Origin of the sequence: Campylobacter anatolicus, from assembly GCF_018145655.1 — a bacterium.
Taxonomy (GTDB): Bacteria; Campylobacterota; Campylobacteria; order Campylobacterales; family Campylobacteraceae; genus Campylobacter_A; species Campylobacter_A anatolicus.
Genome location: NZ_JAGSSY010000004.1, coordinates 59,446 through 80,510, shown reverse-complemented (window position 1 = coordinate 80,510; position 21,065 = coordinate 59,446). Strand labels below are relative to the sequence as shown.

Annotated in this window: 20 protein-coding genes; 7 read left to right on the top strand and 13 right to left on the bottom strand. The window is 36.4% G+C overall.

Going from position 1 to position 21,065, the window contains the following annotated elements:
- Window positions 1-166 precede the first annotated feature (166 nt).
- From KDE13_RS07340 to purB, 3 genes are read right to left on the bottom strand one after another with little or no spacing between them, the layout of a single operon-like run.
- Window positions 167-2,539: a ribonucleoside-diphosphate reductase subunit alpha gene (locus tag KDE13_RS07340; protein ID WP_212139716.1), complete on the bottom strand. Its 2,373-nt coding sequence runs from the start codon at window positions 2,537-2,539 to the stop codon at window positions 167-169.
- 59 nt (window positions 2,540-2,598) lie between these two features.
- Window positions 2,599-2,871: a hypothetical protein gene (locus KDE13_RS07335; RefSeq protein ID WP_212139717.1), complete on the bottom strand. Its 273-nt coding sequence runs from the start codon at window positions 2,869-2,871 to the stop codon at window positions 2,599-2,601.
- Between the two features lie 13 nt (window positions 2,872-2,884).
- A complete protein-coding gene (purB, locus tag KDE13_RS07330; RefSeq protein ID WP_212143271.1) occupies window positions 2,885-4,210 on the bottom strand; it encodes an adenylosuccinate lyase in 1,326 nt (441 codons plus the stop codon).
- A gap of 117 nt (window positions 4,211-4,327) precedes the next feature.
- Between purB and KDE13_RS07325 the strand changes: the two genes are divergently transcribed.
- Window positions 4,328-5,383, top strand: a complete 1,056-nt coding sequence (locus tag KDE13_RS07325; protein ID WP_229204395.1) for an RluA family pseudouridine synthase — start codon at window positions 4,328-4,330, stop codon at window positions 5,381-5,383.
- 544 nt (window positions 5,384-5,927) lie between these two features.
- On the opposite strand, the gene KDE13_RS07320 is transcribed toward KDE13_RS07325, so the two are convergent.
- The 5 genes from KDE13_RS07320 to hisF form a co-directional block, all read right to left on the bottom strand.
- Complete coding sequence (locus KDE13_RS07320) at window positions 5,928-6,143, bottom strand: hypothetical protein (RefSeq protein WP_212143268.1); 216 nt, start codon at window positions 6,141-6,143, stop codon at window positions 5,928-5,930.
- 54 nt (window positions 6,144-6,197) lie between these two features.
- Entirely contained in the window at window positions 6,198-6,533 is a 336-nt protein-coding gene (locus KDE13_RS07315) for a hypothetical protein (protein WP_212139721.1), read from the bottom strand.
- A 71-nt stretch (window positions 6,534-6,604) separates the two neighbouring features.
- Complete coding sequence (gene rlmN, locus KDE13_RS07310; protein ID WP_212143266.1) at window positions 6,605-7,672, bottom strand: dual-specificity RNA methyltransferase RlmN; 1,068 nt, start codon at window positions 7,670-7,672, stop codon at window positions 6,605-6,607.
- Window positions 7,669-8,211, bottom strand: coding sequence for a nucleoside phosphorylase-I family protein (locus tag KDE13_RS07305; protein ID WP_212142180.1), 543 nt, complete (start codon window positions 8,209-8,211; stop codon window positions 7,669-7,671). Before KDE13_RS07305 ends, rlmN begins: the two co-directional genes overlap by 4 nt.
- Window positions 8,208-8,963, bottom strand: a complete 756-nt coding sequence (gene hisF / locus KDE13_RS07300; RefSeq protein WP_212143264.1) for an imidazole glycerol phosphate synthase subunit HisF — start codon at window positions 8,961-8,963, stop codon at window positions 8,208-8,210. Before hisF ends, KDE13_RS07305 begins: the two co-directional genes overlap by 4 nt.
- 125 nt (window positions 8,964-9,088) lie before the next feature.
- On the opposite strand from hisF, the gene rsmA reads away from it, so the two are divergent.
- Genes rsmA through KDE13_RS07275 form a run of 5 tightly spaced genes read left to right on the top strand, consistent with a single transcriptional unit; the run spans window position 9,089 to window position 14,795 of the window.
- Entirely contained in the window at window positions 9,089-9,955 is an 867-nt protein-coding gene (gene rsmA, locus KDE13_RS07295) for a 16S rRNA (adenine(1518)-N(6)/adenine(1519)-N(6))-dimethyltransferase RsmA (protein WP_212139725.1), read from the top strand.
- Complete coding sequence (locus KDE13_RS07290; protein WP_229203750.1) at window positions 9,915-12,071, top strand: ribonuclease J; 2,157 nt, start codon at window positions 9,915-9,917, stop codon at window positions 12,069-12,071. Before rsmA ends, KDE13_RS07290 begins: the two co-directional genes overlap by 41 nt.
- 9 nt (window positions 12,072-12,080) lie before the next feature.
- Entirely contained in the window at window positions 12,081-13,043 is a 963-nt protein-coding gene (locus KDE13_RS07285; protein WP_212139726.1) for a KpsF/GutQ family sugar-phosphate isomerase, read from the top strand.
- 1 nt (window position 13,044) lies between these two features.
- The gene (locus KDE13_RS07280; RefSeq protein WP_212143262.1) at window positions 13,045-13,818 is read left to right on the top strand and encodes a pseudouridine synthase; all 774 of its coding nucleotides are present in this window, start codon (window positions 13,045-13,047) and stop codon (window positions 13,816-13,818) included.
- A 41-nt stretch (window positions 13,819-13,859) separates the two neighbouring features.
- A complete protein-coding gene (locus tag KDE13_RS07275; RefSeq protein ID WP_212143260.1) occupies window positions 13,860-14,795 on the top strand; it encodes an HTH domain-containing protein in 936 nt (311 codons plus the stop codon).
- 23 nt (window positions 14,796-14,818) lie between these two features.
- Here KDE13_RS07275 and dapF read toward each other — a convergent pair whose 3' ends face one another.
- Both dapF and coaE read right to left on the bottom strand, forming a co-directional pair.
- The gene (gene dapF / locus KDE13_RS07270; RefSeq protein WP_212143258.1) at window positions 14,819-15,568 is read right to left on the bottom strand and encodes a diaminopimelate epimerase; all 750 of its coding nucleotides are present in this window, start codon (window positions 15,566-15,568) and stop codon (window positions 14,819-14,821) included.
- Window positions 15,569-15,570: 2 nt separating this feature from the next.
- The gene (gene coaE, locus KDE13_RS07265) at window positions 15,571-16,173 is read right to left on the bottom strand and encodes a dephospho-CoA kinase (RefSeq protein WP_212143256.1); all 603 of its coding nucleotides are present in this window, start codon (window positions 16,171-16,173) and stop codon (window positions 15,571-15,573) included.
- Between the two features lie 78 nt (window positions 16,174-16,251).
- Here coaE and purM point away from each other — a divergent pair, with 78 nt between their 5' ends.
- Window positions 16,252-17,238 carry a phosphoribosylformylglycinamidine cyclo-ligase gene (purM, locus tag KDE13_RS07260; RefSeq protein WP_212143430.1) on the top strand — a complete coding sequence of 329 codons (987 nt, stop codon included), beginning with the start codon at window positions 16,252-16,254 and terminating at the stop codon, window positions 17,236-17,238.
- A gap of 375 nt (window positions 17,239-17,613) precedes the next feature.
- Here the strand turns inward: purM and KDE13_RS07255 are convergent, their stop codons facing one another.
- The 3 genes from KDE13_RS07255 to KDE13_RS07245 all read right to left on the bottom strand — a co-directional run bounded on the left by KDE13_RS07255 (window position 17,614) and on the right by KDE13_RS07245 (window position 21,009).
- Window positions 17,614-18,303 carry an MOSC domain-containing protein gene (locus KDE13_RS07255; RefSeq protein ID WP_212139730.1) on the bottom strand — a complete coding sequence of 230 codons (690 nt, stop codon included), beginning with the start codon at window positions 18,301-18,303 and terminating at the stop codon, window positions 17,614-17,616.
- Entirely contained in the window at window positions 18,303-19,739 is a 1,437-nt protein-coding gene (locus KDE13_RS07250; protein WP_212139731.1) for an alanine/glycine:cation symporter family protein, read from the bottom strand. The genes KDE13_RS07255 and KDE13_RS07250 overlap by 1 nt, the downstream gene beginning before the upstream one ends.
- A gap of 85 nt (window positions 19,740-19,824) precedes the next feature.
- Window positions 19,825-21,009, bottom strand: a complete 1,185-nt coding sequence (locus KDE13_RS07245) for a replication-associated recombination protein A (protein ID WP_212139732.1) — start codon at window positions 21,007-21,009, stop codon at window positions 19,825-19,827.
- Window positions 21,010-21,065: the final 56 nt, after the last annotated feature.

The following is a 21,065-nucleotide window of genomic DNA, read 5'->3' as shown; positions in this document are numbered from 1 at the left end:
AAATGGGCATAATATTGCATTTAATACAAGCGTATTTTATATTTATGATAGTGTTATTGACATAATAGGAAAAGTAGCGACATAAGAAATTTAAAAAATTAAAATTTAAAATTTAGATAAAATTCGAAAATTTTGGTGGAATTTACCACCAAAATCATACTAAAATTTATTGACATCCCTCACATTCTATTGAACGATCTGCGACATTATTTAATTTTTCACTATCTGGACTTTCTGAACGCAAATAATAGGTTGATTTAAGTCCTAGTTCCCACGCAAGCGTATAAATTTCACTCAAATACCCACCACTTGCCTTATCTAGGCTCATAAAGATATTTAGGCTTTGCCCTTGGTCTATCCATTTTTGACGCACAGCAGCGGCTTTGACTAAATCGCGTTGATCTATCTCGTATGCTGGTGTGTAAAACTGCCACGTATCAGGGCTAAGTTCTGGCACGACATTTGGTATCATACCACTTAGATTATGTTCAAACCATTTGCGTTTATATACTGGTTCTACGGTCTGTGTGGTGCCAACAAGTATGCTAATAGAACTCGTAGGAGCGATCGCCATAAGATAGCCATTACGTATGCCGTCTGTTTTGACCTTGTTACGGAGCTTTTCCCAGTCACAGTTATCTTCACTAAATAGACCGCCGTCGTTTGTAAGGGCTTTTGCATTTGGATTTGCTGTGTCTATAGGCATAATGCCCTTGCTCCACTTTGAGCCTTTAAAATCAGGATAAACACCCTTTTCAACGGCTAAATTTGAGCTAGTATATATCGCTTGATAGCTTATGTTCTGCATTACTTTATCAATCAGTGCAAAATGTTCGTAGCTACCCCATTTTATGCCACGCACAGCAAGCATCTGTGCTTCGCCCATTACACCAAGCCCGATTGAACGTGAAGCAAGGTTAGTGTGTTTTACTTTTTTATGAGGATAGAAGTTTAGATCTATCACGTTATCAAGCATACGCACCGCGATAGGCACGACGCGTTCGATATCAGTTTTAGTATTTATCTTGCTTAAATTTATACTTGCAAGGTTGCAAACTGCCGTTTTACCCTCTATGTTATCTTTTTCAACGATAAAAATTTGTTTGCCATTTAGACTATCAAGTGCTGAGAGCTTTTTGGCCTTTTTTGCTATACCATTATCAGTAGTAACGTCCTGCTCCTCGTCAAATAGCTCTTCGCTACCATCATGGTATGTGATCTTTATCTTATAATAATTTGGTTGCGTATTTTGGAAAATTTCAGTGCATAAATTTGAGCTTCTAATGATACCTACATGATCGTTTGGATTTGCCCTATTTGCGTTATCTTTAAAACATAAAAAAGGCATTCCCGTTTCAAAGTAGTTTGTGAGAATTTTTTTCCAAAGCTCTTTTGCCATCATCGTGTGCTTTTGTATATTTTCATCATTTTCATACTCTATATAACGCTTTTCAAACTCTTCGCCATACATATCGCACAGATCGCTTACTTGAGCCGGATCAAAGAGTGTCCATCGCTCATTTGCTACAACACGCTTCATAAATAGGTCATTTATCCATAACGCTGGGAAAAGTTCATGTGCTCTACGTCTTTCTTCGCCTGAGTTTTTACGCAGATCTAAAAAATCGCTCACATCCATATGCCACGGCTCTATATAAACAGCTATCGCACCTTTGCGAGTACCGAGCTGATCTACAGCCACAGCTATGTCGTTTGTAACTTTTAAAAATGGTATGATGCCACCTGCTGCATTTTTATGTCCATCTATGCTACCACCCATTGCACGCACTTTGCTCCAGTCCCAGCCGATACCGCCGCCAAATTTAGAAAGTAGAGCCATCTCTTTGTAACTATCAAAAATACCTTCTATATTATCGGGGGTGCTGCCTATGTAGCAACTGCTAAGCTGATGACGCGTTGTTCTGGCGTTACTAAGTGTTGGCGTGGCAAGCATTACTTCAAATTTTGAGATAAGATCATAAAATTTCTTTGCCCAGCCTTGACAATCTAGCTCATTTTGAGCCAAAAACATTGCTATCGCCATAAACATCTGTTGTGGTAGCTCTATCGGAGCACCTTTTTGATCCTTGATAAGATAGCGGTCATAAAGCGTTTTTATACCAAGATATGCAAATTGCAAATCTCTTTCAGGGCGTATGTAGGCATTTAGGTCATCAAGGTCGTAACGCTCTTTTAATCCAGGTATGATACGCCCAGCTTTTTCGCCTTTGATTAGATACTCACGTAGATGGTTGTATCCGCTATAGCCAGTTACTTTATGATATAGATCGTATAAAAATAACCGTGCTGCCACGAATGTCCAATTAGGGCGGTCAATATCAATCTTCTCAACTGCTGTTTTAATAAGCGTTTGTTGAATTTCTTCAGTACTTATCATATCGCGAAACTGAATTTTCGCATCTACCTCAAGCTCACTTAGGCTGACATTTTCTAATCCTGCCACCGCTTCGCTTGTATATTTTTTTATCTTGCTGATATCCAGCTCCTCGGTTCTACCGTTACGTTTTACTACTTTCATTCATTTCTCTTTTGTTGTCAATTTTAATCTAATAAGCTATTTTAATATATAAAATTTAACTAATTTTTTATAATTAATGGAATGTAAGATTCATTTTGATTATGCTCTATTTTGCAAAGTTTCGCTACTACAGAAGGAATGGTAATGGCAAGATCTATCGATGATAGAGTTGGTGCGTTTAATATATTTTGTGCTGGTGTGTAAAATTTTAAAATTTTTAATAGAATTTCCGTCAAATAATCAAAACGAACATCATAAAAATTATGAACTATTTTTTCACCTGTATCAAAACCATTTTCTAGGTAAAAAAGTCCTAAATCATTATAAAACATAACTACTCCTTATTTAAAACACCCTATCAAAAATTCTATCTACATTTTTCGTGTAGTAACTATACTCAAAACACGCTTTGATCTCATCCTCGCTTAAAGCTTTGGTTAACTCATTGTCATTTAATAAATTTTGTAAAAATAAACTGTGTCCGCTCTCATCTACTGCTTTTTTACCCTCTTGCAGATCAGCCCAGACTTTCATAGCGTTTCTTTGCACGATTTTATATGCATCTTCACGTGAAATTCCACGTTTTGGAAGTTCTAAAAGCACTCTTTGGGAAAATACCAAACCGCCTGTTAGATTTAAATTTTTCATCATATTTTCAGGATAGATGACTAAATTTTTAACTAAATTTGTAAGACGCACCAACATAAAATCAGCCGTAATAAAGCCATCAGGCAGGATAAAACGCTCAACTGAGCTATGGCTTATATCTCTTTCGTGCCAAAGTGCGACATTTTCAAGTGCAGGAGTTACGTAGCTACGCAATACTCGGCAAAGCCCAGTGATATTTTCACTTAGTACAGGGTTGCGTTTATGCGGCATAGCACTTGAGCCCTTTTGTCCTAGGCTAAAATACTCCTCGCACTCATAAACCTCCGTGCGTTGATAGTGGCGAATGGCTACAGCGATCTTTTCACAGCTTGAAGCAAGTATAGCTAACGCACTCATCACGTGAGCGTAGCGGTCGCGTTGTATGACTTGATTTGATGCTGGAGCAGGGAGAAGACCTAGATATCCACACGTTAGCTCTTCAAATTCCATCGGAGCGTGGGCTAAGTTACCCATAGCACCGCTTAGTTTACCATAGCTTATTATATCTTTGGCGTCTTCTAGCAATTTTAACGCACGTGCGATCTCATCATACCAGATGGCTAAAACTAGTCCGAAAGTTATCGGCTCACCGTGTATGCCGTGGCTACGACCGACCATTAATGTATATTTATGTTCGTATGCTCTTGTTTTTATTGCCACCATTAAGCTCTTTACATCGCTAATGATAAGTTCTAAGCTACTTTTGATCTGCAGTGCCACCGCTGTGTCTATGCAGTCGCTTGATGTCATGCCATAGTGAACGAAACGACTCTCATCGCCAAGACTCTCGCTAACGCTTGTTAAAAATGCGATAACATCGTGTTTTGTAGTCTTTTCTATCTCATCTATCCTAGCCACGTCAAATTTAGCATTTTTGGTGATTTTTTCGCAGTCACTATTGCTTATGAAACCTAGCTTATTCCATGCTTTTACCGCTGCTATCTCCACTTTTAGCCAAGCATCATATTTCGCTTGAATGCTCCACTTGTCCGCCATCTCTTTTCGTGAATATCTATCTACCATAACATCAGCCTTCTTTATGGATATTTTTGTATAATTTTAAAAATTAGATTATATTAAATTTGCACTGAAAAAGGGGTTATAAATTGCTAAATTTGAACTTAAATTTAAAGAGTAAAATTGCCTTATATAAATAAATTTATATCTCATGCAAATTCACAAAAAGCGTATGAGATCTTATTGTTACAAGGCTTTAGTATGCGTGAGACCCAGCGATTAATAGACAAAAGTCGACTCATATGTGGTGGTACTATCGTGCGTAAGAAAAATGCCTTGCTAAGTGGCGATGTTTTTTTGATAGAGTATGAGAGTAGAGCTGTAGGGCTTGAGCCTGTGTTTGAGTGCGATGAGTTTGCAGTATTTGAGAAGCCAAGTGGAGTACTTAGCCATCCAAACGGACGAAACTGCGAGTATAGCCTAAATGATGAGATTTTTGCTCGTTATGGTCGTACAGCGTGTGTAGCTCATCGTCTTGATCGTGAAACAAGTGGGCTTATAGTCGTGGCTAGGGATAGGAAGGCACAAATAGCGTTAAAAAGACTATTTGAGAGTAGGGCGGTAAGTAAAACCTATGTCGCTTTGGTGCAAGGTGATACACGAGATATCGTGAGAAATTTGGACGGCTTTGGCGGATCAGTGAGTTTACTTGATGATTCTGGTGAGTTGCAAAATTTGATTTATACTGAAAATGGGATAAAAAATTTATCAAATTTTAGTGATAAAATGGGCTTAAATTTTATAATAAATGCAGCGATGGATTTGGCTCATAACTACGATGATGTAAAAATGCGTATGCAAATTTGTGAAAATGGTAAACAGGCAGTTACACTTGTCCAGCCATTGGAATATTTTGCGGATATTGACGCTACGCTCGTTCGTGTTGTGCCACTGACTGGCAGACAACACCAGATTCGTCTGCATTTGTTTCATATGAAACATAAAATTTTAGGTGATCCACTTTATGGACTTCAAAAAGAGCAGATTATTAAAATTTTAGATCAAAAGATGAGCAAGGATGAGCGTTTTGAGCTGACTGGAGCAGTGCGACTTTTGCTTCACGCTGATGAGATAGCTTTTAAATTTAATAACACTATGTATCATATAAAGTCTAAATTTAACGCACGTGATGAGTTTTATAAACTAGCAAAAAGCAACGTCTATACCACGGATAGCTAATGCTTTATATTTATTTGTCATCACTCCTAGCTCATACACTGTGTCACAAGTATTCATCACATAAATTTTTATATAGTGTTAGTAGCGACATAAAGTCCGCCTTGTCAGCCTTATCGTAGTTATAGATTTCTTACCATTTTGGATAGTTTTTGAGTATCTCGGTTAAAATCGCTGTTAAAACTAGCTCTTGATTATTACATAAAAATTTAAGTGCATTTCGCTGATTTTTATTTGCATTTTTTAGCTCATTGCCATATTTATTGAGTAAAACATACGGTATTTCTTCACTTTTTTCATCTTGATTTTGAGCGAAAAACTCCTACTAAAATACTAAATTTATAAGCTTTTAACTAGATTATTCATCTACTTTTTCATTGGGTAATTTATGTGGACGATCTAAATTTGCGTTGAGAAATTTATAACAAGATGCCACACGAGTGAATGGATAATTAGGATTTTCGTAGTAGCATAGCATAAGGTATTTTAGAGCGTTTATCTCATCGCCACACTCAAGATATCGCTCATCTTTAAAATAGTTTATGATTTATGCTGGATTCTCTTTTGCACGTTCGTGCTTATCTATTTTATAAAGCCAATGTGATAGGTTTAGGCTATCTTTTGCTTGAGTATATTCATTTATCATATGAGCGATTATAATGTATGAGCTATACATCGCATACTTTTTTTCATCAGCTTCCGTCCACTTTGTCTCTATGAAATTTATAATCTCATCTTTAGTTATCTTGCTTGTTTTTAGCATACTTTATTTCTAAAAGCTTATATATCTCATCAATGATATTATCTGCGTTTGATATCATTTTATCTTTGTAAATTTTTGTATTATCTCGCGGATCTGATGAAAGTATTTTTCATTAAATTTATCTTTAACTTTTTTATAGTTTTTGATTTTATAAATGTCATTTTTCTTGGCATGGCAGTAAAATAAAAATGTAGTAAAGTATAAAATATCTAAGATTTTAGCTTTTAAATTTGCATTATCTATATTTATTTTTAAGCTAAATTTTATCAGCTTTTTAAATTGTTTTTTATCAAATTTGGTATTTTCGTTGAGTAAATTTATAAAGGATTTTTCATTTTTTCTATCAACTTGCTTCCACAGAAACTCCAAACCCTTACTCTGTTTTCTCATCTTTTAATACCTTAAATATTAGCCCCAAGCCCACACATACAACAGTCGCAATAAAGATAATCTGCGTTATATCAAGCCACGTCATTTTCACTCCTTTGCTTAAGCTGTCCACACGCCGCTGATATGTCTAATCCCTTACTTTGACGGATCGTGCAGGTTATACCGTGAACACTTAGATAGTCTTGAAATTGCACCATATCGCTCACATCTGGACGTCCATAAGGACTACCTTCGTGTGGGTTAAAGTATATTAAATTTACTTTTGCCTTTATGCCGTGTAGCAGTTTGACAAGTGTTTTGGCATCCTTTTGGCTATCATTTATTCCTTTTATCATTAGATATTCAAACATTACACGCTTACGCATATCTATAGGAAAGGCTCTTACGGCATCCATCACAGCTTCTATGTTGTATGCCTTATTTATCGGCATAAGCTTCGTGCGGAGTTCGTTTGTAACAGCATGGAGCGAGATAGCAAGCAAGACGCCCAAATCCATCTCTCCGAGCTTTTTTATCTGTGAGCTAAGTCCACTTGTAGAGATAGTTTGGCGACGTGGAGCGATGGCTAAGCCGTCATTTTCTTTTAAAATTTTAACCGCTTTGCTGACATTTTCAAGGTTATCAAGTGGCTCACCCATACCCATATATACTACATTTACACGGCGTTCGTATGGGATTTTGTTCTCTCTTTTTATCCATAAAATTTGCCCTACGATCTCACCCGGAGTTAAATTTCGTTTCAGTCCACCTTTTGCCGTGAGACAAAATGAACAGCCCATACGGCAGCCAACCTGTGAGCTAACACATACAGTGTATCTAGCGTGGCGAAGTGTTTTGCCATGTCCATCACTCAACTCCTCTTTCATCGGTAATAATACACTCTCTATGCGTGAGCCATCTTTTAACTCAAATAGATACTTTATAGAGCCATCATTGCTTTGTTCTGCCTTTACACATCGGAGTGGATCTAGATAAAATCTACTTTCTAGATTAGTCCTCATCTCTTTTGGTAAGTTTAACATATCATCAAAACTTAAGGCATTTTTCTTGTAAAGCCACTCATAAATTTGCTTTGCTCTAAATTTTGGATTTAACTCATTTTCAAGCTCAGCAAGAGAAAAATCAAGTAAATTTTTCAAATAATTCCTTTATCTTTTAAGTAAATTTCTAATTGTCTTTTGGCATTTTTATGATTTTTTATAAAGTCTATGTGTGCATTTTTATCGCAAAAATTTGTTGCTACAAATATCCCTTTTGTGCTTACGTTAAATGCATTTGCTACGGCTAAAACAGCGTAAAATTCCATATTTTCTAGTGTGTAACCCATATCAAAAAGCCTGTGTGCTAACGTCTCATCAGTTGTTATAAAAGTTGATGAATTTACATTTGTTTCATATGAAACATCGTTAAAAATTTTCTGTTCTATAGGAGTGTATGATTTACTTTCAAGCGATGAGATCTCTATATTTGCAGCATTTTTGCTCTCATAAATTTTAAGTATTTCACCATTTTTATAAAGTCCAGCCGAGCCGATAAATATAATCTCGTTTGGTAATTTTTCGTTCCTTGTTGCTATATCTTGCAATATTTTTGTCAAATTTATAGCCACTTGTGTCAGCCCTATGCCGATACTTTTTGCAAACTCAAAGTTCTCACTTTCTCCAGCACAAACAATCACAGCCTAACCTCTATACCATTTTGTGACAAGTAGTGTTTTAGAGCCATTATCTCAATCTGTCTAAAATGAAATATAGATGCTGCCAAACACGCATCAGCACCAGCTAAAAATGCATCTTTTATATGCTCCATACTTCCAGCACCACCACTTGCGATAACCGGTATATTTAGTTCGCTAAATTTATGCGTGAGTGCAAGATCGTAGCCGTCTTTTCTGCCGTCTTTATCCATTGAAGTTAGTAGTATCTCTCCAGCTCCACGATTTTGTGCCTCCACTGCCCATGCAAATGCGTCAAGACCAGTATCAACACGACCGCCGTTTATAAATACATTGTAGCCACCTTCAAATTTCTTTGCGTCTATAGCAACTACAACGCATTGTGAGCCAAATTTATTTGCTGCTTTGTCTATCAAATTTGGATTATGTATAGCGGCTGAATTTAGACTGATCTTATCACAGCCAACATCTAAAAGGCGAGAGATATCATCGAGTGTGCGTATGCCACCACCCACCGTTAGCGGTATAAATAGCTCACGTGCAACTTTTGCCACTACATCAATGATAGTTTTCTCGCCAAGATGCGTGGCTGAAATGTCAAGAAATGTTATCTCGTCAGCCCCTTCTTCATTGTAGCGTTTTGCTATCTCAACAGGATCTCCAGCATCAACAAGGCCGACAAAATTTACGCCCTTTACGACACGTGCATCTTTTATGTCTAAACAGGGTATTATACGCTTTGCAAAGTGGTTCATTGTTGTCCTTTTTAAGATATGATAACTAAATTTTTCTTATCTAATCATTATATAAGAAAAATTTAGATACAATCGGCAGGAATTTAAGACATTTCCGTTGATTTGCGGAGTTTTGTGGAGTAAAAATGGTCAGAGCGAAAAAACACTTTGGACAAAATTTTTTACAAGATCAAAATGTTCTAAATAAGATCATCCAAGCGATACCCAAAGAGACTCAGCCAAATAGCAATGGTAGAGTTGTTGAAATTGGGCCTGGCTTAGGTGATTTGACCCACTGGCTTTTAAAATCAGGTTACAATACTATAAGCTACGAGATAGATAGCGAACTTATATCAAACCTTGAAAATAAATTTAAAAATGAAGCTAAAAAGGGACATTTTAAACTGATAAATGAAGATGCAAATTTAGTATGGCATAAGCAGGGTAGTCTGCGAGGTGAGCCATATATACTAGTCGCAAATTTGCCCTATTATGTCGCAACAAAGATGATACTAAACGCTTTGCAAGATGGTTTTTGTGCAGGTGTTGTTGCTATGATACAAAGAGAAGTGGCCATTAAGTTTTCATCAAGCGGTGGCAGTAGCGAGTTTAGCTCACTTGGTGTGTTGGCAAATTTAAATGGCAGTTGTGAGTTGCTATTTGACGTGCCACCAGAGTGTTTTAGCCCAACTCCAAAAGTCGTCTCATCAGTTTTAAGGATAGTAAAAAGCAAAAGGCTCATCGGCGAATATGGGGTATTTCCAACGCTTAGTGAGTATGATAAATTTAAAAATTATTTAAAAATTTGCTTTAGTGCACCACGAAAGACGCTGTTTAAAAACTTGACTACTGGTTATGATAAGGATATGGTGGCTGGGATTTTTAACGAGCTCAATTTGGTGCAAAACATACGCCCTCACGAGTCAAATGTCGCCTTATATTTAAAAATTTATAATCAAATAAAGGCAAAAAATGAACGAAGAAAAAGTGATAACCAAACAGAGCAAGAGTAATAAAAAGCGGAGATTTCACCAAAAAAATAAAGATATACAAAGCATATCCCAAACTGAAAATTCAACTCAAAATGTTATAGACAACTTCTTTGCAAGTGATGGCGAAAGCACAGAGAAGAAATCAACTAACACTAACAAAAATCATAACAAAACTATCATTAATACACAATCAAAAAATGACAATAAAAATAGCCAAAAACAGCTAAATAGCAATAATAACAAGCATAATAAAACTAACACTAACACACAAACTAATAAGCAAAATAGTGAAGCTAATATAGGTGATGAAAAAGGTGAAAAAAAAGCGAAAAAGAAACGTGTGCGTAAAAATTTACCAGCTAAAATAAGCGGTAATGAGCAGTGGCAACAAGATATTGCAAGTGCAATAGAAGCAAATAAAGCGATACAAGAGCTACGTCTTGATCCACTTAAATATCTCTCTCACTCACAGCAGCTCAATGATAAGGTGCGTATAACTCCACTTGGTGGACTGGGTGAAATCGGCGGTAATATGACGATATTTGAGACCGATACGAGTGCTATCATAGTTGATATCGGTATGAGTTTTCCAAGTGAGAGTATGCATGGTGTTGATATTCTTATACCTGACTTTGATTATGTACGAAAGATTCAACATAAAATAGCAGGCATTATCATAACCCACGCACACGAAGATCACATTGGTGCGGTGCCGTATTTTTTTAAAGAATTTAAATTTCCAATATATGCAACGCCATTGCCACTAGGTATGATAAATAATAAATTTGAAGAGCATGGATTAAAGGCAGAAAGATCGCTATTTCGTGCAGTTGAGAAGCGTAAGCCATATCTAATTGGTGACTTTGAAGTTGAGTGGATACATATAACTCACTCTATCATTGATGCTTCTGCTTTAGCGATCACAACAAGAGCAGGGACCATTGTGCATACAGGCGATTTTAAAATAGATCACACACCAATAGATGGTTATCCAACTGATCTAAACCGCCTTGCATACTATGGAGAGCGTGGCGTTTTATGTCTGATGAGCGATAGCACCAACTCACACAAAGAGGGCTTTACAAAGTCTGAAAGCTCGGTAGGTAAAACCTTCGATATGATATTTTCAAGGTCAAAAGGACGTGTTATAATGAGCACATTTAGCTCAAATATCCACCGTGTCTATCAAGCTATAGAGTGGGGGCTAAAATATAACCGCAAAGTCTGTGTTATCGGTAGAAGTATGGAGAGAAACCTATACACTGCTATTGAGCTTGGATACATAAAGCTAGATCGTAAAATTTTTATAGACGCAAACGAAGTGGCTAAATTTAAAGATGATGAGGTTCTTATAGTTACTACTGGCTCACAAGGGGAGACGATGAGTGCATTGTATCGTATGGCAACGGATGAACATAAATACATAAAGATAAAGCCAAGCGATCAGATAATAATAAGCTCAAAGGCGATACCTGGCAATGAAGGTAGCGTATCAACAGTATTAAATTTCTTACTCAAAAGTGGTGCAAAGGTTGCATATCAAGACTTTAGCGAGATACACGTATCAGGACATGCTGCACAAGAGGAGCAAAAGTTGATGTTACGTATTATCAAACCTAAATTTTTCTTACCAGTTCACGGTGAATACAACCATATCGTAAAGCACAAAGAGACGGCTATAAGCTGTGGTGTTGATGAGCGAAATATCTATCTGATGAGCGATGGCGATCAGATGGAGCTAACACAAAAGTATCTGCGACGCGTAAAGACTGTTAAAACTGGTAAAGTTTTTATTGATAATCAAATAAACAAACAAATTTCAGATGATGTTGTCATAGATAGACAAAATCTAGCCGAAGCAGGTGTGGTTATGATAATCGCACAAATTTCAACACACAACCAAAAACTGATCCATAAACCACGAGTTGTTAGCTATGGACTTGTCGCAGATAAACAGGATGCAGAGTTTAGTAAAGAGATGCAAGAGATTTTAGTACAATTTTTAAGCAATGTTAAGCCAGAGCTTTTAAAAGACAATCGAATGCTTGAAGCACAAATCAGACAGGTCGTACGAAAGCATATATTTAGAAAAGTTAAAAAATACCCAACGATCGTTCCGATCATATACTTAATGTAAGGACAAGATATGTCTGAAATGATAAAAATCGCAAAAGATGTTTTAGAACAAGAGGGCAATGAGCTACTTCGCCACGCTAGTATGCTAGGATCAGAGATAGATGAGGCTGTAAATTTGATATACGCCGCAAAGGGTAAAGTCATCGTAGCTGGTGTGGGGAAGAGCGGACACATCGGTGCAAAGATAGCAGCAACTCTAGCTAGTACTGGCACACCCAGCTTTTTTTTGCATCCAACTGAAGCTATGCACGGCGACCTTGGTATGATACAAAAAGATGATGTTGTTTTAGCGATTAGCTTTAGTGGCGAAAGTGATGAGCTGGTAAGAATTTTGCCACATATTCAGAGATTTGGTGTAAAGATTATAGGTATGGCACGAAGTGCAAATAGCACACTCGGGCGTTTTAGCGACGTGTTTTTAAATTTAAATATTACAAAAGAGGCGTGTCCGCTAAACGTAGCACCGACTACATCAACGACATTAACACTTGCAATGGGCGATGTCTTAGCTGTTTGTCTTATGTATAAGCGTGGGTTCAAACAAGAGGACTTCGCTCAGTTTCACCCAGGCGGTAGCCTAGGTAAAAGACTGTTTTTAAAGGTTAAAGATGTTATGCGAAGTGAAAATTTACCTATTGTTAGTAGCGATGTTAGTATCAAAACAGCCATAGATGTGATGACTCACGGCAAAGTTGGTAATGTTTTGTTAGTAGATGTTAGTGGTCGGTTGGTAGCTATTTTGAGTGATGGAGATTTACGCCGAGCCTTGATGAATACTAAATTTGATATAAATGACAAGGCGATAGATTATGCTACAAAATCACCAAAAACATTAACAGATAAAAATATGTTAGCAGTTGATTCACTTAAACTCATTGAAAAATTTAAAATTCAACTATTAGTTATTGTCGATTTTGATTGCAGGCCAGAGGGGATATTACACATTCATGATTTGACAAGCTTGGGACTATAAAATGGAAAAAATACGTATAAACAAATTTATATCTCATAATACAAACTACTCACGCCGAGAGGCTGATGAGCTGATAAAGCAAGGTAAAGTTAGCTTAAATGGTTGTATTGTTAATGATTTTAGCGTTGGTGTTAGCAAAGAAGATAAGCTAAAAATCAACGGTAAATTTGTTAATAAGAAAAAAGACTTTACGATGATAATCTATCACAAACCAAAGGGTGAGCTAGTAACAAATAAAGACGATCGTGGTCGCAGAACGATATTTGACTCATTACCGCGTGGGTTTTCTAAATTTGTTAGTATTGGGCGGCTAGACTTTGCTAGTGAAGGGTTGTTGCTACTAACAGACGCACCAGCTATCGCAACAGCACTAATGAAAAGTGATATAGAGAGAGAATACTACCTAAAAGTTAAAGGCGAGATTACGCCTGAAGTTATAACTGCTATGCGTGAGGGATTTTTTGCAAAGGACGCAAGCAAAGGAGCTCACTCAAAAAGCAAGATAACTTCAATGGAATTTAAGCCATTTTTAGCATACCGCGTATTTGAGACAAGTGGCGGATATACAAAAGTAAAGGCTATTATAAACGAGGGACAGAATCGCGAATTAAGGAGATTTTTCGGATATTTTGACCTTGATGTGGTTGATCTAAAACGTACCGCCTTTGGGCGTATAACTTTAAGCACTCTAAAACCTGGCAAATGGCGATACTTTGAGACATCTGAATATGATGACTTAAGAGATTTTATGAAGGAAAATGGGGTTAGGCATTAAAGTTTAGTATAATTTACTCAAATAAATTAAAAGGTTGCTTAATGACTATTTTTGAAGTTGCTAAAAAAGTTTTAGAGGATAAAAAGGTTGCGTTGTCTCCAAATAGAATATATAAACTCGCAGAGGAAATGAGACTAGTAGAGCAGTTAAATTTAAAAGGTAAAACACCTTGGCAAACATTTAGTGCATATATTTATATTGACTTAAAAAATAATCCAAACTCAATATTTGAAAAAGTAAGTCAAAAGCCGATACTTATAAAACTCAAAAATCAAAATTCAAAAGAGCCAAGGCAAGAGGCAATACAAGAGCTAAAAGATGATAAATTTATTGAGCGGGATTTGCATCCGCTTTTAGTAAAATTTATATACTCTAATGAAAATTTTAATGCTCGTGCAAAGACGATATTTCATGAAAATAGCAAAAAGCAACAAAAAGGACACGATAGATGGCTTTATCCTGATATAGTCGGTGTGAGCTTTGAAGCTGAAAACTACGAAAAAGTTATGTTGGGGTTTATCTCTAAATTTAACCAAATACCTATAAAGCTATTCTCGTTTGAGATGAAGAAATTTTTAAGTGTTGGTAATTTTAGGGAGTATTATTTTCAGGCAGTCTCAAACTCTAGCTGGGCTAACGAGGGCTATTTAGTCGCACTTAATATAGATGAGAGTGATACAGAGCTGATAGAACTTATCCAAAAGTTAAATTTAAGCTTTGGTATAGGCGTTATCAGTCTTGATAGCGAAAATATCGCACAGAGTAAAGTTATCGCCCCTGCTAAATTTAAAGATGCACTAGATATGAATATAATGAACGAACTCACTCAGAAAAATAAAAATTTCAATAGTTTTTTAAAGACAATTAAGGATTTTGAATCAGAAAATCAAGTTAGATTTGAGCATGAGTTTGATGAAATTTTAGATCATGATAAATTTGAAAAGTATCTAAAAGAAAAAGGGATAAAAAAATGTTAGTTCTTGGCTAACACTTTTGAAATTTAGATTTTGAAGTCTGTGCTAAAGCAGTGTTTGACTTCGCCTTTAAAAAATATCTTTCCATTTTCAAGTCTAAGACCAAGCTTATCCCTGCTTTTTGGATAGACGTTTATGCTCTGTTCTAAGTTAAAATTTAAAAAACCGCCGTAAAAACACGCTGCCATACCTGTACCGCACGCTTGAGTTTCATTTTCAACTCCACGCTCGTAAGTTCTAACATAAATTTCACCATCTTTTATCATAGCTAAATTTATGTTTGCATTGTATTTGTGTCTTAGTTTGCGAGCCATACTAATGTCAAACTCAGTTAAATCACTAACAAAACTAACAAGATGAGGTACACCAGTGTCATAAAAATACCACTCTTTGTCAAACTCATTTATAGGGTTATTAGCCAGTATTTTGGGGCTTGTTAATTCTACCTCTACACCATCATCACTAACTTTAGCACTAACACTACCACTACCTGTTAGCAGGTTAAATTCATTATCACAAAGTCCATTATCCACTGCATATTGTGCAGCTGCACGTGATCCATTGCCACACATTGCTGCATAACTTCCATCGTTGTTATAAAATTCCCAAACGATCTCGTTAGTATTTTGGCTCGGTTTTAGTACGATAAGTCCATCTGCACCTACGCCGTTATAGCGGTTACACAATCTAACAGCTAACGCACTTCTGTTAGCACTAACAAATGTGTGAAATATCACAAAGTCATTACCATTTGCATTGTATTTTGCTACTAACATATCTATCCTTTTATCATATTTATAAATTTTTCTGTTTGGCTTGTTAGATGAGCTAAGTCTCGTGAGTTATCTATTACTATATCTGCGAGTTCTAGCTTTTTTTCTATATCCATCTGAGTGTTTAGCCTTTGAGTGGTTGCATTTTCATCTAAGTTATCACGAGCCATAACACGCTTAAGTAGAAGCTTAAGTGGTGCATAAACTAGCACAACTTTATTAAATTTATCATAATTGCCACGCTCAAAAAACAGTGGAATATCAGCAAAATATGCCACTCTTAGTCGCTCAAGCTCATTTGAGTACTTATAAATTTCATCTTTAATCTTTGGGTGCAATAAATTTTCTAGTTTTTCTAGCTTACTTTTATCGCTAAATACAGCCGTTCCAAGAGCCTTACGATCAACTGTCTTTATGCTACTTTCTGTCTTTATAAATCTATCTCCAAACAGTCTTGCTACCTCATCAGCACTTGCGTTTAGTATCTCGTGAGCAATCTTGTCAGCGTCTATCACGCTATATCCATAAATTTTTAAAAGATTACAAAATGTGCTTTTGCCACTACCGATACCGCCAGTGACGACATAACCATATCTAAATTTATTCATAGTTTCATCCATATTTTATTACTTTGATTTTAGCAAATTTTGGCTAAAATAGGCAAAATTTAGGCTATAAAAGGAAAAATAATGATAAGCTACAAGGATGCTGGTGTGGATATAGATGCTGGAAACAGCTTTATTGAAAACATAAAACCGCATGTGAAATCAACCTTTACACCATTAGTTTTAGGCGGTATTGGCTCATTTTCAGGTGCGATAAAACTACCAAGTGGATATAAAAATCCAGCTATCTTAGGTGCGACTGATGGCGTAGGCACGAAGCTTCGTCTTGCTATAGATGCAAATCGCCTTGAGAGTGTAGGCCAGGATTTGGTCGCTATGTGTGTTAATGACTTGATTTGCAACTTCGCAACGCCACTATTTTTTCTTGATTATTATGCAACAGCAAAGCTTGATATAGATGCGGCGACAAAGGTTGTAGCAGGTATAGCGGATGGTTGTCGTTTGGCTCAGTGTGCTTTAATAGGTGGAGAGACGGCTGAAATGCCATCTATGTATGAGGGCAAAGATTTTGACTTGGCGGGATTTGCTGTGGGCATGGCTGAGGTCGATGAAATCGATAGGAGTAAATTTGTAAAGTCTGGCGATATGTTGATAGCTCTGCCATCAAGCGGACTTCACTCTAATGGTTTCTCGCTTGCTCGTCGCGTTATCAGCAAACTTGGACTTAAATTTGATGATAAGATTGGCGATAAAAGCCTGATAGAAGTGTTGCTTGAGCCGACTAGAATTTATGTTAAAGATTTTCTAAACTTAAAATATAAAATAAATGCCTTAGCACACATCACAGGTGGCGGTATAGTTGAGAACTTACCGCGAGTTTTCCCTGATGGACTTGGTGCGAAAGTAGAGTTAAAAGCGATAAAAACGCCTGAAATTTTTGATATTATCTCTCAAAAGGTTGAGCATTCTGAAATGATGAGAACCTTTAATATGGGTGTTGGCATGGTATTAGTTGTGCCTAAATTAAACGTAGATGCAGTGTTAGATGTAACTGATGGCTATATCATCGGAGAGATAGTGAGTGGCAAGGGTGTAGAGATGGTTTAAATTTAGCTATTTTTACGCAAAGTATCTAAATAGTAAATTTATAAATTACAAGAATACTGATAAAAATATTAGATAAGCCTATAAACTTAGATAAGTTAGGCTAGGATATAGCGAATGATTGTTGCAAATACAAGTAATCACTATAAATTTTAGCTCGTGATGAAAGCTACTCGCCATTTAGCTTTTAAACTGCAAACTAGCTAAAAGTGATGAGTAATTGAGAGAGTTAAAATTATGTATAGTATGACAATCTAAGGTCATACATAATAGATGTAATTATTAAATTAAATAATTTGCTGGTTGTTTAAATTTAGATATCACAAGCATTAATAAACGGGGTTTAAAAACTATAAGTAGTTTACAGAAAGCTAAAATTTATAATTCAACCATATAGCTAGCGTCATAAACACCATCAATACGCTTTTGTATATCGTTCTGCCAACCATTTGCTATTGTAGTAAGCTTAAAAAATTTATCTAATAAATTTTGATGATTTTTTGGGTCAAAAAAGAGTTTATTTACACTCATAACGCTCATTTGAATGCTATCTTGCGAAATAAGCTTTATCTCATCTCCAGCCTTACATGATCCGCTCTCAAGCACTCTATAATACCATCCAGTAAGTCCCGTCGCGAAGATATGTCTTGCAAAGTCTTTATTTCCCCAGCGTATGGAAATCTTAAAACAAGGCTTTCGTGGTTGTGAAACCTGAAGTACGAGTGAGCCGACTTGGTGCACATCACCTATGCAAACATTGTTCTCATCTAGACCAGATATTGTTAGATTTTCTCCCATCGCACCAAATGGCAAATTTGAAAGTCCAAGATAACTCTCCCACGACGTATAGTTTTCATAAGAGTTGGCAAATACTGCTTTTTCGGCTCCACCGTGATGTTTTGTATCTGCTACGCTATCGCCGCAAAATCCTAGCTCATTAGCAAAAGTCTCGCCACTTTGGGCAACTTTAAAAAAGGCACTTTTCCACACCTTTTTAAGTGGATTAATGGCATTTTTATCACCGTATTCTTTCACGCTACCTAGTAAAACTGCTTTTAAAAACGCCATTATTTAACCTTTATATATTCATCTTGTTTATACTCTTTTTTTTCATTGTAGTCTTTTAAGAGCTTTTCAACTACTGGACTTAGAATAAGAACGGCTATTAAATTTGGTATAACCATAAGTCCATTAAACAAATCGGCTAAGCCCCAAACAAGATCTATTTTTAACAAACTTCCTAAAAATACAAAGCAAACGACTAAAATTTGAAGCCATTTAACACCTTTTTGACCAAAAAGATAGCGGATATTTATCTCGGAGAAATAATACCAACTTATAATAGTTGTAAATGCAAAGAAAAATAGGCATATAGCTACAAATGAGTAACCAAGTTGATTGCCAAGCAGGTGTGCTGAAAAGGCCTCTTGCACGAGAGTAATTCCCTTAAATACCGCTTCAAATTTGCCAGCACTAACCTCTTTAAACGCCACCACATTAGAACTAAGGACTACAAAAACGGTGATGTTTAGCACGATAAAAGTATCTACAAAAACACTCATTATACCTAGTACACCTTGCTCTACTGGGTGTTTAACCTTTGCGGCGGCGTGTGCGTGTGGAGTTGAACCCATACCTGCTTCATTGCTAAAAAGCCCCCTTGCGATACCGTAACGCATAGCTGTTGCGATGGTAGCACCTGTCGCACCGCCCCAAGCAGCAGTAGGGTTAAATGCTGCTTCAAATATAATATTGATAACAGCTGGAATTTCTTTGAAATTTACGATGATAATAATAAGACCGACTAATACATAAAGTATAGCCATCATTGGCACAACCTTTTCTGCTACTCGTGCGATAGCTCTAACTCCGCCGATAAAGACAAATGCACAGATGAGTGCGAGGACGATACCAATCGCCCATTTTGGTATACCAAATGCTCCAGAAAAGCCATCCGAGATGGAGTTTGCTTGTACCATATTACCCATACACCCAAGTGCTGTTATAATGGCAATGGCAAAAAATATCGCTAGGTATTTACCCATTTTACCGCCTACACCATTTGAGATGTAAAATGCTGGACCACCGATAGTATGTCCGCTATTATCTTTTGTGCGATAAATTTGTGCTAGGCAGATCTCGGCAAAATTTGTAGCCATACCTAAAAACGCAGCACACCACATCCAAAATATCGCACCAGGACCGCCCATTATAAGTGCAGTTGAAGCACCGACTAAATTTCCAGTACCAACCTGTGCTGCGACTGCAGTAGCAACCGCTTGAAACGAGCTCATTCCGTGCTTACCAGCGGCATCTCCGTGAAGTGAAAAGTTACCAAATAGTTTGTTCCAACCATCTTTAAATTTAAAAATTTGAACAAATTTAAGCTTAATAGTAAAGTAAAGCCCAGTTCCACAAAGTAGAGCGATAAGAAAGTATGGTCCCCAGATGAAGGAATTTATAGTATCAATACCATTGTTAAATGTGTTTAGTAGTGTATGCAATGGATGTCCTTTGAAATATTGTTTTATGAGATTTTAGAGTATATTTAAAATAAAATTAAATTTTTATAAAATATTTAAATTTTAGCTACTTTTTTGTCTTTATCCTCACACTCCATTCATCTAAGGTTTTTTCAAAGCCTATGCCATTGCTATCATAAAATTTTAGCGGTTTTTCTAAATACGTCTGCTCTACCCAGCCACCAAAGTCGTGCGGATAAAGATATTTTTTTATCTCTGGATCACTATTTATTAGGTATTTTGGCACTTGTAACTTTGGCTCGTTTTTTACATAAGATAAAGCAACATTAATTGCCTTATAACTTGAGTTTGACTTTGGTGAGTTTGCTAGATAGACGGCACACTGAGCTAAAATGATACGTGCTTCAGGATAGCCTATTTTACTAACAGCAGTTAATGTGTTAGTCGCCATTGTTAGTGCATTTGGATTTGCGTTACCTATATCCTCACTGGCAAATATCACCATCCGCCGTGCGATAAAGTCTGCACTCTCACCGCCGTCTATAAGTCTTGCAAGGTAATATATAACAGCATCTGTGTCGCTTCCACGAAGAGATTTTATAAATGCACTTGCTAAGTTATAGTGCGTGTCATCGCTACTAACTCCATCACTTAAAGCATTGGCTCTTAGTGTTTTTAACTCTGTTAGTGTTATGTTGGTTGTTATACTTAGTGTAAATTCTAATAAATTTAATAATGCTCGTGCGTCTCCGCCACTACTTTTAAATAGGTAATCTTTAGCCTCGTCTGTTATTTCAAAGCTAACTTTAGTCCTAATGTTTGTTAGTAGTTTTTCAAAATCACTAACATTTAGTGGTTTAAACTCAAAGAGCATTGAGCGACTACGAATGCCTGAGCTTAACGTAAAGTATGGATTTTCTGTACTAGCACCAATGACTAAAGCGTGATAGTTCTCCATAGGTATGAGTAGAGTTTCTTGTTGTGTTTTGCTTAAGCGGTGAATTTCGTCTATGAAAAATAGCGGTTTTGTTAGTGCGTTTTCATGATTTTTGAGAATTTTACGAAAGTCATCTATCTTTAAATTTCCCCCGTCAAATTCATAAAAATCATAATCCATCTGTCCTGCTACTGCTCTAGCAAAGCTAGTTTTACCACACCCTGCCACACCATAAAATATAGAGTGCGGAATCTTGCCATTTGCTATAAATTTTTTAAAAACAGCGACAACTTCGGCTTGTCCGCATATCTCATCTAAATTTTTAGGGCGAAATTTAAGAGCAAAAGCTTGCAAGAGTATCCTTTTATTTTTTGGATATTATACTAAATTTACAAGCTTAAGCCAAAACT